The organism is Halorubrum sp. AD140 (genome assembly GCF_034497445.1).
Taxonomy (GTDB): Archaea; Halobacteriota; Halobacteria; order Halobacteriales; family Haloferacaceae; genus Halorubrum.
Map to the genome: position 1 here is coordinate 1 of NZ_JAXRUU010000021.1, position 13,931 is coordinate 13,931.

Consider the following 13,931-nt stretch of genomic DNA (forward strand, 5'->3'; position numbering starts at 1 on the left):
GCCTGCTGGGCGCGGCGGTTCGCGAAGAAGGCGTTGTCGCCGTACTCCCCGGGGAGGAGGTAGTTGGCGACGACCAGCGAGGTCTCGATCCCGACCTGGTCTTTCAGGTCGGCGGCGGCACGGTACGCCTCCATCATGGGCGTGTACTCGGGGTACATCACGAACGCGAAGGTGCTCCGTTCGGGGTCTTTCATCGTCTCGATGACCGCGTCGTACTGGTCGCCCTTCGAGGGCGCGGCGCCCTTCGTCAGCGAGCCGAGGTCCATGAACCCCTTCCAGTCGGAGGGGAGTTCGAGCAGGCGCAGCGTGTGTCCGGTGGGGGCCGTGTCGAAGACGACGACATCGTAGCCGTCCTCGTCGAAGTAGCTCACGAACTTCTCCAAGGCGGCCATCTCCTCGGCGCAGGGCGACTCCAGCTCCTCCTCGACGTTCGCGATCGCGGCGTCGACGTCGATCTGGGTGTCCTCCTTGTCCTCGTACATCGCCGTGACGTGATCGAGGACCTGCTCGCGGTACTCCGCGAGCGCCTTCTCCTGGTCGATCCGCGCCGCGTCGAGGTTCTCTTGGCCGACCGACGTGGGCTCGTGGCCCACGGGCTCGCCGAAGATGTCCTCCAGGTGCGCGGCCGGGTCGGTCGTGACGACGAGCGTCTCGTGGCCCGCCTCGGCGAGCTTCGTCGCCGCCGTCGAGGCGACCGTACTCTTGCCGACGCCGCCTTTCCCGGTGAAGAATAGGTACTGGGTCTCCTCGCCCGGCGTGAGCTGCTCGACTACCGCGTCGGGGTCGGCCATGGCGTCGAACTCGACCGCGCCGTCAGCATCAACGTCAGTCGCGGTCCCGACGTCGACGGTCGCCTCTCTGCCGTCGTAGAGGACACCACCCACGTCCGCGAGCAGGTCGAGGCCGGCGATCTCGCCGGGCTGGAGCGGGTACGTCGCCGTCGCGTCCGCGTCGAACTCCTCGCGGGCGCGCTCGATGACGGCCTGCTCGTCCGCTCGCTTCCCCTCGAAGAAGGGATCGTCACACACCGACTCGGGGAGGTAGCCGTTGAGGATCAACAGCTGGGACTCGATCCCGAGCTCGCCGAGGTCGCTCGCGCTGCGTTCGATCTCGTCGATCGAGGAGTCCTCCGGCTTACCGACAAAGGCGAACGAGGTGCGCTCGTCGTCCTGGAGCGTGTCGATGGCGCGCTCGTAGTCCTGTTTTTTGTCCTCCATCGATGCCGCCGGCCCGATACAGGTCGAGCCGCCCTTCTCCAGTTCGGCGTTCCAGTCCGAGGGGAGCTCCATCAGCCGGATCGTGTGGCCCGTCGGCGCCGTGTCGAAGACGACGGCGTCGTACTCCGGGCTGTCCATGAAGTCGACGAAGTTGTCGAAGGCGGCGATCTCCTCGACGCAGGGGCTGTTGAGCTGCTCTTCGACCGTCTGGATCTCCTCGTCGCCGAGGAGTTCGCGCATCGGCTCGATCGTCTCCTGTCGGTACTCCTCGGCGGCGGTGTCCGGATCGATCTCGATCGCCGAGAGGTTCTCGAACCCGTCGATCGCGGTGACCTCGTGACCGATGTCTTGGCCGAAGATGTCCGAGAGGTTCGGCGCGGGGTCGGTCGTCACCAGAAGGGTCTCGTAGCCGTTGTCGGCGAGCCACGTCGCAGTCGCACAGCTCACCGTGCTCTTGCCGACCCCGCCCTTCCCGCTGAAGAAGACGAACTCCGTGTCGTCGCCGCTCGGTTCGACTATCTCGCGCGCGCTCGTCGCCGGCGACTGCCGTGTCTGTGCCATCCCTCAGGCCTCCTCGGGCGTGACGGTCCCGTCGATGGCGGCCGCCAGTTCGTCGTACGAGAGGTACTCCCCCTCGGCGACGACCTCGTCGTCGACGACCGTGATCGGGAGGACCGACGGCCCGTTCGCCTGCACGCGGTCGTAGATGCGCTTCGTTTCGAGGAACTGGTCGACGTTGTGTTGCATGTTCGCCCGGTTCACGTCGAGGTCGTCGAACGTGTCCTCGAGCTGGTCGAGCGCCGCGCTGACCGCGACGAGTTCGTCGTCGGGGTCGGGGCCGCAGACGCCGGTGGAGCAACACATCGCTTCTTCGTACAGGGTGAGTTCGGTCATGGTGGAGTCGTATCGTCGTCGATCGTCTGAGCTATCGTTCGCAGCGTGGTGGTGTTAGTGACACACCATCTACGAGCGACTCAATTAAACAAACTCTCAAATAATTATAAGCCCTTCGATCGAATGCGTCTCTGGTGGTGCATCACTTATTGCCGTCAGAGGCGCCTTGAACAGCACCGGAGCATTTTACTGTATCTAGAGGGCGGAGAGGTATGAGAGCATGAATATAATACCTGAGTCAATACTGAACTGTCCTCGTCGATCCTGAACGCTATCTATTCGGTAGTCCACAACGCTTAATCTCGAATCAGTTCAATTGTGGGTATGTCATCGACCGATCGATTACAACGGTACGTCGCCGACGAGTGCGGCTCCTGTACGGACGAGGATCTCTCCGAGCGACTGGCAGAGCTGGAGGAGCTGAACGAAAGCATCGGCGGGTCTGACCTCGACACCGATGTCGAACTGCTGTCGGCGCTGGGGAACGAGACGCGGTACAAGATCGTCCGAATGTTACACGCGGCCGACGACGACGAGCTGTGCGTCTGCGAGCTCTCGCCGCTGTTGGACGTGAGCGACAGCGCGATCAGCCACGCGCTTTCGAAGCTCACCAACGCCGGTCTCGTCACGCGCCGGAAGGAAGGGAAGTGGCGGATGTACCGCGCCACGCCGCGCGCGAACGCCGTCCTGGTCGCGCTCGACGGCTCGCGGTCGCTATAAAAGGGGCGACGCGCTACGCGTCACCGAGTTCGACCGCCACGCAGGGCGACCATCACGTGCAGGCGCTCGTCACGCGCGGTTAAGCGACGGCACGTCGATGGCTGAGGCCGACGGGACGAGGGAGTGACACGCGTTCGGGACGCGCTGGTGCGACACGGCCGAACGGCGGTCCGGCGCGTCGCGTCCGGTCGATCCCTCGGAGGCGGTCCGTCGATCCCGATCAATTAAAGCCCGCTTGTGCTAACCAGCCGCTAGTGGGGATCATCGATGCGGCGGCCGACGGGCGGGCTCGATCGGCGCGGAGAGCGGGGTGTGTCGCGTGACCGACGCGACTCTCGCGGTCGTCGCGGGCGCGACCGTGACGGCGGCGATAGACGGGATCAGCGCCGCGGGCGCCGACCCCGAACTGCGGAGACACACGCCGAGCGCCGACCTGGAGATCGTCGCTGACGGACGACCCCGGGGCGGCTCGCCCGTCCCGGTCAGCCCCTCGGGCTGTCCCACGCCGGCGGTCGTCACCCGGGCGGTCCGGGAGCTCGTCGACGTCGGGTTCGTCGGCGTCGACGCCGGACTCGCCGTGTCGACGGCGCCGGCGGGCGCGGCCGTCTACGACGCGGGCGCCGCGCCCGGCGGCGATATCCGCGCCGCGGAGCCGGTGCCCGACGCGGCGGCCGTCTTCGAGCGGGGTCGCGGACTGGCGGGAACGATCGCGGGAACCGACGACGCGGGCGGCGACGGCAGCGACCCAGACGAGATCCTCGTCGCCGAGACGATCCCCGGCGGGACGACGACCGCGCTCGGCGTCCTGACCGCGCTCGGCGAGCGCCCGGCCGTCTCCTCGTCGCTGGCGACGAACCCGCTGGCGAGGAAGCGGGCGGTCGTCGAGGAGGGGCTGGCCGCGAGCGGGCTCGACCCCGGCGACGCCGCGGGCGACCCCCTCGACGCGGTCCGGCTGATGGGCGATCCGGTGCTGGCCGCGGCCGCCGGCCTCGCGGTCGGCGCCGTCGATCGCGGGATCGACGTGACGCTCGCCGGCGGCACCCAGCTCGCGACGGTCGCCGCGCTGGCGCGGCACGCGGGGGTCGAGGGGCGACTGCCGCTGGCGACGACCGCGTTCGTCGCGAACGACCCGAGCGCGGACGTGGCCGGGCTCGCGGACGACCTCGACCTCGCGCTGACCGCGACCGACCCCGGGTTCGGCGCGAGCGACCACCCGGCGATGCGCGCATACGCCCGTGGCGAGGCGAAGGAGGGCGTCGGGATGGGGGGCGCCCTGGCGCTCGCCGACCGGGGCGAGCCGACGACCGCGGCCGTCCGCGAGCGCGTCGCCGCGCTCACCGACCGACTGCTCGCCGAGCGCGACACCGAGCCGACCGCGGGTGGTGCGCCGTGAAGGGCGTCGTCCTCGGCGGGGTGAGCTCCGGCGTCGGCAAGACCGTCGCGACGCTCGCGGCGGTCCGGGCGCTCGAAGCGGCCGGGAAGACGGTCCAGCCAGCGAAGGCCGGTCCCGACTTCATCGATCCGAGCCACCACGAGCGCGTGGCGGGGCGCCCCTCGCGGACGCTCGACCTGTGGCTGCAGGGCGAGGACGGACTCCGTCGGAACTACGCCCGCGGCGAGGGCGACGTCTGCGTGATCGAGGGCGTGATGGGGCTGTACGACGGCGACGGGTCGAGCACGGCCGCGGTCGCGGAGGCGCTCGACCTCCCGGTCGTGCTCGTCGTCGACGCGAGCGCGGGGATGGAGAGCGTCGCCGCGACCGCGCTCGGCTTCCGCGCGTACGCAGAGCGCGCGGGCCGCGACGTCGACGTCGCCGGCGTGATCGCCCAGCGCGCGCACGGCGGCCGCCACGCCGACGGGATTCGAGAGGCGCTCCCGGAGGAGCTGACTTACGTCGGCCGGGTCCCGCCGGACGACGACCTGACCGTCCCCGAGCGTCACCTCGGGCTCCACATGGGCGACGAGTCGCCCGTGCCGGCGGACGCGCTGGACGCCGCCGCGGAACAGATCCGGACCGAGCGGCTACTGGACATCGCGCGGGAGCCGACGGGGGCGGCGGAGTCGGACCGCGCCGCGGGGCTCGCGTCGAGTGCCGACGCCGACCGCCCCCGCGTCGCGGTCGCGCGCGACGACGCCTTCCGGTTCGCGTATCCGGCGACGATCGAGCGCCTGCGCGAGCGGGCGACCGTCGAGCCGTTCGCGCCGACCGCGGGCGACTCCCTGCCGCCCTGCGACGGCGTCTACCTCCCCGGCGGCTACCCGGAGCTCCACGCCGGAGCGCTCGCGGAGGGCCCGGCGCTCGCCGACGTCGCCGACGCGGCCGCCGAGGGGGTCCCCGTGTTCGGCGAGTGCGGCGGGCTGATGGCGCTCGCGGAGTCGCTGACGACCGTCGAGGGCGAGACGCACGCGATGGCGGGCGTCCTCCCGGCCGACGTGCGCATGCGCGACCGGTACCAGGCGCTCGACCACGTCGAGCTACGGGCGCGGCGGGACGCGCCGACGGCCGCGGCGGGCGAGACCCTGCGGGGCCACGAGTTCCACTACTCGGACACCGAGGTCGCGAGCGACGCCCGGTTCGCCTTCGACGTGGAGCGCGGGACCGGGATCGACGGCGACCGCGACGGCCTAACCGAACACCGAACGCTCGGAACGTACTGTCACGTCCACCCCGAGAGCGGGGCGTTCGACGCGTTCTGCGACCGGCTGTAGCCGTGATCGCTCACCTCCCCGGGTCCGTGCTCGCCGCCGCGTTCCCCCCGCTCGCCGCCCCCGCACTCGACGCGCTCGCCGCGCTGGCGATCGCGGTCGCGCTCGACCTCGCGGTCGCTGAGCCCCCGAGGCGGGTCCACCCGGTCGCGCTGTTCGGCTCGGTCGTCGCGGGGGTCGACCGCGCGTGGTCGCGTCCGCGGCTCGTCGGCGTCGCGGCCGCGGTCCTCCTCCCCCTCGCCGCCGCGGCGGTCGCCGGCGGGACCGTGGCGACCGCGGGCGCCCTCTCCGTCCCCGTCGCCGGCGCGCTCCTCTTCTCGCTCGTCAGCCTCCGAATGTTACGCGAGGTCACCGCGGAGGTCGTCGCGCTGACCGAGACCGACCCCGACGCGGCCCGCGAGTCGATCCGGGCGCTCGTGGGGCGGGACGCCGCCGACCTCTCGCCGGCGGCTCTCCGGAGCGCGGCCGTCGAGAGCGCGGCCGAGAACCTCGCCGACGGCTTCGTCGCGCCGCTGGCCGGGTTCGCCGGCGGCGCGACGGTCGGGATGGCGCTCGGCGGGCCCGGGGCCGCCCTCCCGCTCGGCGTCGCCGGCGCGGCGTGGGTGAAGGCCGTGAACACGCTCGACTCGATGCTCGGCTACCGGTCGAAGCCGGCCGGCTGGGCGAGCGCCCGCCTCGACGACGCCGTCATGTACCTCCCGGCCCGCGCGACCGCGGGCTGTCTCGCGCTCGCGGCCGGGTCGGGCGGAGCGCTCTCGCGAGCGCGGTCGTGGGCGCGGGAGCCGGCGTCGCCCAACTCCGGGTGGCCGATGGCGACCGCGGCGGCCGCGCTCGACGTGCGGCTGGCGAAGCCGGGTCGCTACGCGCTCAACCCGGACGCCGAGGCGCCGAGCGTCGCCGACGCGGAGCGGGCGGTCCGGCTCGTGGGTGTCGCCGGCGGCGTCGCCGTCGCGGGGACGGCGGGGTGGCTGCTCGCGGTGGGAGCCCTGCTGTCGGGCGACTGGTCCCTCCCCTCGGCGGGGGTGGTCGGATGACCGCGGCCGCGCCCGCGCTCCGGGGCGCAGTCGGTTTCCTCACCCGAATCCCGGTCGGTCGGAGCGAGGCCGAGTGGGCGGCGTTCGCGCGGGCGCCGTGGGCGTTCCCGGTCGTCGGGTACCTCGTCGGCGGGCTCGTCGCCCTCCCGCTGCTCGTCCCCGCGCCCGCGCCGACCCTCGCGCTGGCGTTCCCGCTCGCCCTCTACGCCGTGACCGGGATCACCCACCTCGACGGCGTCGCCGACCTCGGCGACGCGGCGGTCGTCCACGGGGACCCCGAGGAGCGTCGAGCGGTCCTGAAGGACTCCGCGCTCGGCGTCGGCGGGACGGTCGCGCTCGTCGCCGTGGTCCTCGGGCTGGCGACCGCCGCGCTCGGACTCGTCGAGGCCGCGACCGCGCGGAACGGGCTCCTCACGGCGGCCGGGATCGTCGTCGCGAGCGAGGTCGGCGCGAAGGCCGCGACCGCGGCGCTCGTCTGCGTCGACGACGCGGCCCACGAGGGGCTCGGCTCGGCGCTGACGGAGGGGGCGGCGTCCCGCGACGCGCTCCCGGTCCTCGCGCTCGCGTCGCCCGCCGCGGTCTTCGCGTGGCCGCGGGTCCTTCCGGGAGTCGCCGCGCTCCTCGCCGCGCTGGCGACGGCGGGACTGCTCCGACGGTGGGCTTGCCGGCGGCTCGGCGGCGTCTCCGGCGACGTGCTCGGCGCGACGAACGAGCTCGCGCGCGTCGCCGCGCTGCACGCGGGGGTGATCGCGTGGACGCGTTTCTGATGTGCGGCGGCCGCGGGACCCGGCTCGGCGGAGCGGTCGAAAAGCCGCTGACCCCGGTCGCGGGGCGGCCGATGGTCGACCGCGTGTGCGACGCGCTCGCCGCGAGCCGGGTGGAGGCGACGCACGCGGTCGTCTCGCCGCACGCGCCGGAGACGCGCGAGCGCCTCGTCGGGATCTGCGAGGACCGCAGTCCCCCGAGCCTCCGGGTCGTCGACGCGCCGGGCGACGGCTACGTCGCCGACTTGCGGTACGCGATGGGGGCGGACGGTGGCGGGACGGCCGGGGCGGAACCCCTCCTGACCGTCGCCGCCGACCTTCCGCTCCTGGACGCCGAGGCCGTGAACGGCGTGATCGACGCCGCCCGGGCCGCCGGCGACGACGACGCCCCGACGTCGCTCACCGTCGTGATCCCCGCGGCGCGCAAGCGCAACCTCGGCGTCAGCGCCGACGCGGCGACCGAGGTCGACGGCCGCGAGGTCGTCCCCGCGGGGATCAACGTCGTCGGCGGGGGCAGTGGAACCGAGGGCGACGTCGGTGCCACCGACGAGAGCGAGACGGCCGACGACGAGGGCGACGCCGCCGTCCACCGCACCGAGGACGTCCGGCTCGCCGTCAACGTCAACTACCCGTCGGACGTGCGAGTAGCCGAGCGGCTCCTCGCCGGGTCGGGGGCCGACGAATGAGACCACACGCATGAACGTCGACGACGCCGCCGACCTCGACCGCGCGCCCCACGGGAGCAGCGACGACCCCGACCTGCTGGACTTCTCGGCGAACACCAATCCCGAGGTCCCCGAGGGCGTCGAAGCGGTCTACCGCGGGGCGTTCGCCGACGCGCGGTCGTACCCCCCGGAGCCGCCGGCGGCGTTCCGCGAGGCCGCGGCCGACTACGTCGGCTGCGACCCGGACGCGGTCGTGCCGGCGCCGGGGGGACTCGCCGCGATCCGGGCGGCGGTCGCGCTCGCGGTCGACCCGGGCGACACCGCCCTCGTCCCGGCGCCGAGCTTCGGCGAGTACGCGCGGGAGGTGCGGCTGCAGGGGGGCGAGCCCGCGTTCGTCCCGGCGAGCGAGGTCCTCGACGCCGACCCGAGCGACCACGCGCTCGCGGTCGTGTGCGACCCGAACAACCCGACCGGGACCGCCTACGACCGCGGGGCGCTGGAGCGGTTCGCCGCGCGGTGTCGAGAGGGCGACACGCGCCTGCTCGTCGACGAGGCGTTCCTGGGCTTCACCGACCGCCCGTCGCTCGCGGGGACCGAGGGTCTCGTCGTCGCCCGGTCGCTCACGAAGCTGTTCGGCCTGCCCGGGATCCGGACCGGCTTCGCGGTCGCGACCGGCGAGTTCGGCGCGGCGCTGGCGAGCGCCCGACGCCCGTGGAACCTGAGCGGACCGGCGCTCGCGACCGGCGCGTACTGCATGCGGCAGGACGGGTTCATCGAGGAAACCCACGAGCGCGTCCGATCGGAGCGCGCCCGGATGCGGGATGCCCTCGGCGAGCGCTACGCCGTCGCCCCCTCGGACGCCCCGTTTCTCCTGTTAGACGTCGGGGGAGCCGGCCGGTCGGTCGAGCGAGTCGTCCGGGAGGCCCGCGAGCGCGGCGTGGCGGTCCGGGACGCGACCACCTTCCGCGGGCTCGACTCGCACGTCCGTGTCGCGGTGCGGCGGCCCGCCGAGAACGACCGGCTGCTCTCGGCGCTCGGCGTGCGAGAGGAGAGGACGGGCGACGGCGAGACGACCGCCACGGAGGGGGACGATGTTTGAGGCGACCGTGCGCGACGGCGTCCTCCGCCTGCGGCGGCCCGAGACGCGCTGGCTCTCGACCGGGTGGGACGGCGGTCGCTCGCGCGGGCCCGCCGCCTACAACGTCACCGTCCCCGAGGGGTTCGAGCGCACCGACCTCGGCGCGTACCGCGACGAACGGCTGGCGCGGGCGGAGTTTGGAAGTGAGGGCGACGCGGGACGCGCCGACGAGCGCGACGCCCCTCCGACCCTGTTCACCGGCGTCGCGATGGAGCACGCGCGGGGCGCGCGCTGCGGGCCCGCCGTCGCGTACGCGACCGTCGGCCTGTCGAACCCGGCGATGCTCCCGGTGGACCCGGCGGCGGACGGCGCGGTGGCGGACGCCGCCCCCGAGACGGGGCGCAGGGAGACGACGGCCGAAGCGCCGCCTCGGCGACCCGGTACGGTCAACCTGATCGTCGGGACGACCCGACGGCTGGAGGACGGCGCCGCCGAGAACCTCGTCGCCGTGGCGGCCGAGGCGAAGGCGGCGACGCTGCTCGCGACGGCCGGCGTGCCGGGGACGACGAGCGACGCGGTCGCGGTCGCCGACGACCCGGACGGGGAGCCGGCGGCGTTCTCGGGCAGCGCCACCCCGGTCGGCGCGGCGGCCCGCGTCTGCGTCCGGGACGCGGTGCGCGCGAGCCTGCGGTCGCGGTACCCGGACGGCGACCTGCCCGGTCCGGCCGGCGACGCCGAGCACGGCGTCGTCGCCGACGAGCGGGCGGAGGTCTTCGAACCATGACACACGACGACACAACCACCGACGGCGACGAAGCGACGGGCGGAGAACCGACCGACGAGGAACCGACCGACGAGGACCTCGCGGCCCGAACGCCGGGCGGCGGCGCGGCACCCGAGCCGAAGCCCATCGAGCCGGCCGCGCCCGAGGAGTTCGGGCTCGTGCAGGCCTGGTGGGGCGACGGGAAGGGGAAGACCACGGCCGCGATGGGGATGGGCTTCCGGGCCGCCGGGCACGGCTACCGCGTCCACATGCTCCAGTTCATGAAGGGGGGCGCAGACAGCGTCGAGGGCGTTCGCGGCGAGTACAACGCGATCGCCGCCATGCCGGGGTTCACCTACGAGAACGCCGGACACTACGGCTGGCACGGCCTCCTCGACGGCTCCGCGGACGACGAGCACGGGGCGAAGGCGGCGGCCGCCTTCGAGCGCGCCGAGACGCTCGTCGCGGGCGCCGCCGAGGCGGACCTCTCCTCCCCGCTCCCGCTCGACGGCGACCCCGACGACGGGGTTCACATGCTAATCTTCGACGAGCTGCTGTACGCGGCCGACCGCGGGCTCGTCGACCCGGACGACGTCGTCGCGCTCGCGGAGTCGAAGCCGGACGGCCTCGAACTCGTCCTCACCGGGAGCCACGCCGAGCCGGCGTACCTGGAGGGCGTCGCCGACCTGATCTCGAACGTCCGGAAGGTGGCCCACCCCTTCGACGCCGGCCACCGCGCCCGTCGGGGGGCGGAGTACTGAGACCGATGGCCCGGCCGCGACGCGCGCCCCGCCGGAGGCGTCGGTGACGGACCCCGGACTCGACGCCGAGACGCTCCTGATCGCCGGCACCGCGAGCCACGCCGGCAAGAGCACGCTGGCGGCCGGACTCTGCAGACACCTCTCCCGGAACGGGGTCGCAGTCGTCCCGTTCAAGGCCCAGAACATGAGCAACAACGCCCGGGTCGCGCTCGCGCCGGACGGCGAGTGGGGCGAGATCGGCGTCTCCCAGTACGTGCAGGCCCGGGCGGCCGGGGTCCCGGCGACGACGGACATGAACCCGGTCCTGCTCAAGCCGCGCGGCGACGGCGAGAGCCAGCTGGTGATCGACGGCGAGGCCGTGGGTCACTACGCGGCCGGCGAGTACTACGAGTCGCACTGGGAGGCGGCGCGGAACGCGGCGGTCGCGGCCCACCGCCGCCTCGCGGCCGACCACGACGTGATCGTCGCCGAGGGCGCGGGCAGCATCGCCGAGATCAACCTCCACGACCGCGACCTCGCGAACGTCGAGTGCGTCCGCTTCGCCGACGCGCGGATCCTGATCGCGGTCGACATCGAGCGCGGCGGCGCGTTCGCGAGCCTCTACGGCACCCTCGAACTCCTCCCCGACGACCTCCGCGAGCGCGTCGCCGGCGCGGTCGTCACGAAGTTCCGGGGCGACCCCGCCCTCCTAGAGCCCGGCATCGCCGAGATCGAGGAGCGCACGGGCGTCCCGATCGTCGGCGTCGTCCCCCACGACGACCCGGGCCTCCCCGCGGAGGACAGCCTCTCGCTGCCGGAGGCGGGCGAGGGAGGCGAGACCGGAGGCGGTCGGGAGGCGGGCGCCGGCGTCCTGGGCGCGGGCGACGGCGTCGCGGACGCCGACGCGGTCCGGATCGCCGTCCCCCGGCTCCCGCGGATCTCGAACTTCACCGACCTGGAGCCGCTGGCGCGCGAGCCGGGCGTTCGGGTGGTCTACGTCCCGATCGACGCGTCCCGCGGCGAGGCCGACGACGCCGCCGACGCCCTCCTCGACGACGCCGACGCGGTCGTGCTCCCCGGCTCGAAGAACACCGTCGACGACCTGCTCGCGCTCCGCGACGCCGGCTTCGACGAGGCGCTCCGCGGCTTTTCGGGCCCGATCGTCGGCCTCTGCGGCGGCTACCAGATCCTCGGCGAGCGGCTGACGAACGCCGACGTCGAGGGGACCGGGTCGGCGACCGAGGTCGAGGGCGTCGGCGCGCTCCCGGTCGAGACGCGCTTCGAGACGGAGAAGCGCGTGGAGCGCGTGACGCGGTCGGTCGAGGGAGTCGGCCCGCTCGCCGGGGCGTCGGGGACCGCGTCCGGCTACGAGATCCACATGGGCCGGTCGTCGCCGACCGCGGCCGTCGCCCGGCCGCTGGGCCCGGAGAGCGCGGCGACCGACCGGGCGCTCGGGACGTACCTCCACGGCCTCTTCGAGAACGAGAACGTCCGGGAGGCGTTCGTCGAGCGCGTCTTCGCGGCGGCGGGGAGGCCGCGACCGGCGGTCGGGTCGGACGACGGCAACGGGAACGGCGAGAGCGGGGGCGGCGCGACCGCGAGGGCGGGCGACCGATCCCCGTACGACCGCGCCGCCGACCTCGTCTCCGAGAACGTCGATCTCGTCGCGGTCGGGCCCGGGGCGCTCGGACTCGACTGACGCCGCCGAACCCCGGCGAGGACGGCCGGTCGCGCAACCCCTAAGACGCGAGCGACCCGACTGACCGCATGAAGATCGCGATACTCGGCGGCACCGGGGACATCGGCGAGGGGCTCGCGCTCCGGCTGGCGGCCGACACGCCACACCGCGTCTCGATCGGCTCGCGGGAGGCGGAGAAGGCGGAGAACAAGGCCGAGGAGTACACCACGGAGCTCGAGAGCCGCGGGCTCGACGCGACCGTCGAGGGCGCCGAGAACGCGGTCGTCGCGGCCGAGGCGAAGGTCGTCGTCCTCGCCGTCCCGCCGTACCACGTCGGCGACACCGTCGAGGCCGTCGCGGGAGCGCTCGACGACGGCGACGTCCTCGTCTCGCCGGCGACGGGGATGAAACGCGACGACGACGGCTTTCACTACCATCGGCCCGGCGCGGGCTCGGTGACGCGGATCGTCGCGGACGCCGCGCCCGACGGCGTCGACGTCGTCGGCGCGTTCCACAACCTCGCGGCCGCTCGGCTCGCGAACCTCGACGCCGACCTCGGGATCGACACGCTCGTGATCGGCGACGACGAGGACGCCAAGCGGACGGTGACGGACGTCGCCGAGGGCATCGAGGGGCTGCGCGCGCTCGACGCCGGCGGGATCGCCAACGCGCCCGAGATCGAAGGCCTCACCCCCCTCCTGATCAACGTCGCCGGCAACAACGACGGCCTCCACGACCTCGGCGTCCGGTTCACGTAGCGGGACCGGACCGCCGTTCCGTTAGGCCTTTGCGCGGGCGGTCCCTCCGTGCGATAGATGGAGTACCTGGAGCGCCGGGTCGCGCTGGTCGAAGAGCGGCTGGAGGCCGTCATCGACGAGCTCGAGCCCGACGAGCTGTCCGACGAGGTCGCTCACGTCGTCCTCGCCGGCGGCAAGCGGGTCCGCCCCGCGGTGACGATCCTCGCCTGCGAGGCGTTCGACGGGGACCCCGATGACGCCGTCGACTTCGCGGCCGGAATCGAGTTCGTCCATAACGCGTCGCTCGTGATCGACGACATCATCGACCGCTCGGAGGTCCGGCGCGGCACCCCCTCCGCGTGGGCGGAGTTCGGGTACGGCCCCGCGATCGTCGCCAGCGACGGGCTGTTGGGCGAGGCGTTCGGGCTGTTCTCCGGGGAGCCCCGCGCGATGCGGACCGTCGCCGAGGCGATGGTCGAGCTCGGGGAGGGCGAGGCGACCGAGCTCGCCGACCGCCCGACGACGGAGGCGGAGTACATGGAGCTCGCCCGCCGGAAGACCGGCGCGCTGTTCCGGGCGGCCGCCGAGCTGGGCGCGGTCGCCGGCGGCGCCGACCCCGACGCGATCGACTCGTTCGGCGAGTACGCCGAGCGCGTCGGCGTCGCCTTCCAGATGCGCGACGACGTGCTCGACGCGACCGCCGACGCCGACGACCTCGGCAAGCCCACGGGCCAGGACGCGGAGATGGACCGTCCCTCGGTGCTGCAGGTCACCTCGCTCACCCCCGCGGAGATAGACGAGCGGGCGCGCGAGCAGTCCGAGCTCGCGCTGGCCGCGCTCGACGACGCCGACCCACCGGAGACGGAGGCGATCGAGTACCTCCGCGACCTGGCGGAGTTCGTCGTCGTGCGGGAGCGGTGAGCGGACGGCTCCGA

The 13,931-nt window shown here is 73.6% G+C and carries 14 protein-coding genes; 12 read left to right on the forward strand and 2 right to left on the reverse strand.

Translation table 11 applies throughout. The features are described 5' to 3' along the window. The coding region (arsA, locus tag U4E84_RS07295) for an arsenical pump-driving ATPase (RefSeq protein ID WP_322531439.1) at positions 1–1,778 on the reverse strand (1,778 nt) is incomplete at its 3' end. 3 nt (positions 1,779–1,781) lie between these two features. Continuing rightward, positions 1,782–2,111 (reverse strand): arsenite efflux transporter metallochaperone ArsD, encoded by a 330-nt coding sequence (gene arsD, locus U4E84_RS07300; protein ID WP_322531440.1) that lies wholly within the window; start codon positions 2,109–2,111, stop codon positions 1,782–1,784. A gap of 324 nt (positions 2,112–2,435) precedes the next feature. Here arsD and U4E84_RS07305 point away from each other — a divergent pair, with 324 nt between their 5' ends. The 12 genes from U4E84_RS07305 (at position 2,436) to U4E84_RS07360 (ending at position 13,917) form a co-directional block, all read left to right on the forward strand. Further along, positions 2,436–2,831: a metalloregulator ArsR/SmtB family transcription factor gene (locus U4E84_RS07305; protein WP_322531441.1), complete on the forward strand. Its 396-nt coding sequence runs from the start codon at positions 2,436–2,438 to the stop codon at positions 2,829–2,831. A 319-nt stretch (positions 2,832–3,150) separates the two neighbouring features. After that, positions 3,151–4,224, forward strand: a complete 1,074-nt coding sequence (locus U4E84_RS07310; protein WP_322531442.1) for a nicotinate-nucleotide--dimethylbenzimidazole phosphoribosyltransferase — start codon at positions 3,151–3,153, stop codon at positions 4,222–4,224. After that, entirely contained in the window at positions 4,221–5,540 is a 1,320-nt protein-coding gene (locus U4E84_RS07315) for a cobyrinic acid a,c-diamide synthase (RefSeq protein ID WP_322531443.1), read from the forward strand. Before U4E84_RS07310 ends, U4E84_RS07315 begins: the two co-directional genes overlap by 4 nt. 2 nt (positions 5,541–5,542) lie before the next feature. After that, positions 5,543–6,571 carry a CobD/CbiB family cobalamin biosynthesis protein gene (locus U4E84_RS07320; RefSeq protein ID WP_322531444.1) on the forward strand — a complete coding sequence of 343 codons (1,029 nt, stop codon included), beginning with the start codon at positions 5,543–5,545 and terminating at the stop codon, positions 6,569–6,571. Then, entirely contained in the window at positions 6,568–7,338 is a 771-nt protein-coding gene (gene cobS / locus U4E84_RS07325) for an adenosylcobinamide-GDP ribazoletransferase (RefSeq protein WP_322531445.1), read from the forward strand. The genes U4E84_RS07320 and cobS overlap by 4 nt, the downstream gene beginning before the upstream one ends. Beyond that, entirely contained in the window at positions 7,338–8,021 is a 684-nt protein-coding gene (locus U4E84_RS07330; RefSeq protein WP_322531482.1) for an NTP transferase domain-containing protein, read from the forward strand. Before cobS ends, U4E84_RS07330 begins: the two co-directional genes overlap by 1 nt. A 10-nt stretch (positions 8,022–8,031) precedes the next feature. Further along, positions 8,032–9,099, forward strand: a complete 1,068-nt coding sequence (locus U4E84_RS07335; protein WP_322531446.1) for a threonine-phosphate decarboxylase — start codon at positions 8,032–8,034, stop codon at positions 9,097–9,099. After that, positions 9,092–9,862 carry an adenosylcobinamide amidohydrolase gene (locus U4E84_RS07340; protein WP_322531447.1) on the forward strand — a complete coding sequence of 257 codons (771 nt, stop codon included), beginning with the start codon at positions 9,092–9,094 and terminating at the stop codon, positions 9,860–9,862. The genes U4E84_RS07335 and U4E84_RS07340 overlap by 8 nt, the downstream gene beginning before the upstream one ends. After that, positions 9,859–10,602: a cob(I)yrinic acid a,c-diamide adenosyltransferase gene (locus U4E84_RS07345; protein ID WP_322531448.1), complete on the forward strand. Its 744-nt coding sequence runs from the start codon at positions 9,859–9,861 to the stop codon at positions 10,600–10,602. The genes U4E84_RS07340 and U4E84_RS07345 overlap by 4 nt, the downstream gene beginning before the upstream one ends. Positions 10,603–10,645: 43 nt before the next feature. Next, positions 10,646–12,280 (forward strand): cobyric acid synthase, encoded by a 1,635-nt coding sequence (locus U4E84_RS07350; RefSeq protein ID WP_322531449.1) that lies wholly within the window; start codon positions 10,646–10,648, stop codon positions 12,278–12,280. A gap of 68 nt (positions 12,281–12,348) precedes the next feature. After that, positions 12,349–13,017: an NADPH-dependent F420 reductase gene (gene npdG, locus U4E84_RS07355; RefSeq protein WP_322531450.1), complete on the forward strand. Its 669-nt coding sequence runs from the start codon at positions 12,349–12,351 to the stop codon at positions 13,015–13,017. Between the two features lie 57 nt (positions 13,018–13,074). Next, positions 13,075–13,917, forward strand: a complete 843-nt coding sequence (locus U4E84_RS07360) for a polyprenyl synthetase family protein (RefSeq protein ID WP_322531451.1) — start codon at positions 13,075–13,077, stop codon at positions 13,915–13,917. Positions 13,918–13,931 lie beyond the last annotated feature (14 nt).

Coding starts and splice junctions, on each gene's coding strand:
- arsD (WP_322531440.1), bottom strand. CDS start 2,111: ATGACCGAACTCACCCTGTACGAAGAAGCGATGTGTTGCTCCACCGGC.
- U4E84_RS07305 (WP_322531441.1), top strand. CDS start 2,436: ATGTCATCGACCGATCGATTACAACGGTACGTCGCCGACGAGTGCGGC.
- cobS (WP_322531445.1), top strand. CDS start 6,568: ATGACCGCGGCCGCGCCCGCGCTCCGGGGCGCAGTCGGTTTCCTCACC.
- U4E84_RS07330 (WP_322531482.1), top strand. CDS start 7,338: ATGTGCGGCGGCCGCGGGACCCGGCTCGGCGGAGCGGTCGAAAAGCCG.
- U4E84_RS07335 (WP_322531446.1), top strand. CDS start 8,032: ATGAACGTCGACGACGCCGCCGACCTCGACCGCGCGCCCCACGGGAGC.
- U4E84_RS07340 (WP_322531447.1), top strand. CDS start 9,092: ATGTTTGAGGCGACCGTGCGCGACGGCGTCCTCCGCCTGCGGCGGCCC.
- U4E84_RS07345 (WP_322531448.1), top strand. CDS start 9,859: ATGACACACGACGACACAACCACCGACGGCGACGAAGCGACGGGCGGA.
- npdG (WP_322531450.1), top strand. CDS start 12,349: ATGAAGATCGCGATACTCGGCGGCACCGGGGACATCGGCGAGGGGCTC.
- U4E84_RS07360 (WP_322531451.1), top strand. CDS start 13,075: ATGGAGTACCTGGAGCGCCGGGTCGCGCTGGTCGAAGAGCGGCTGGAG.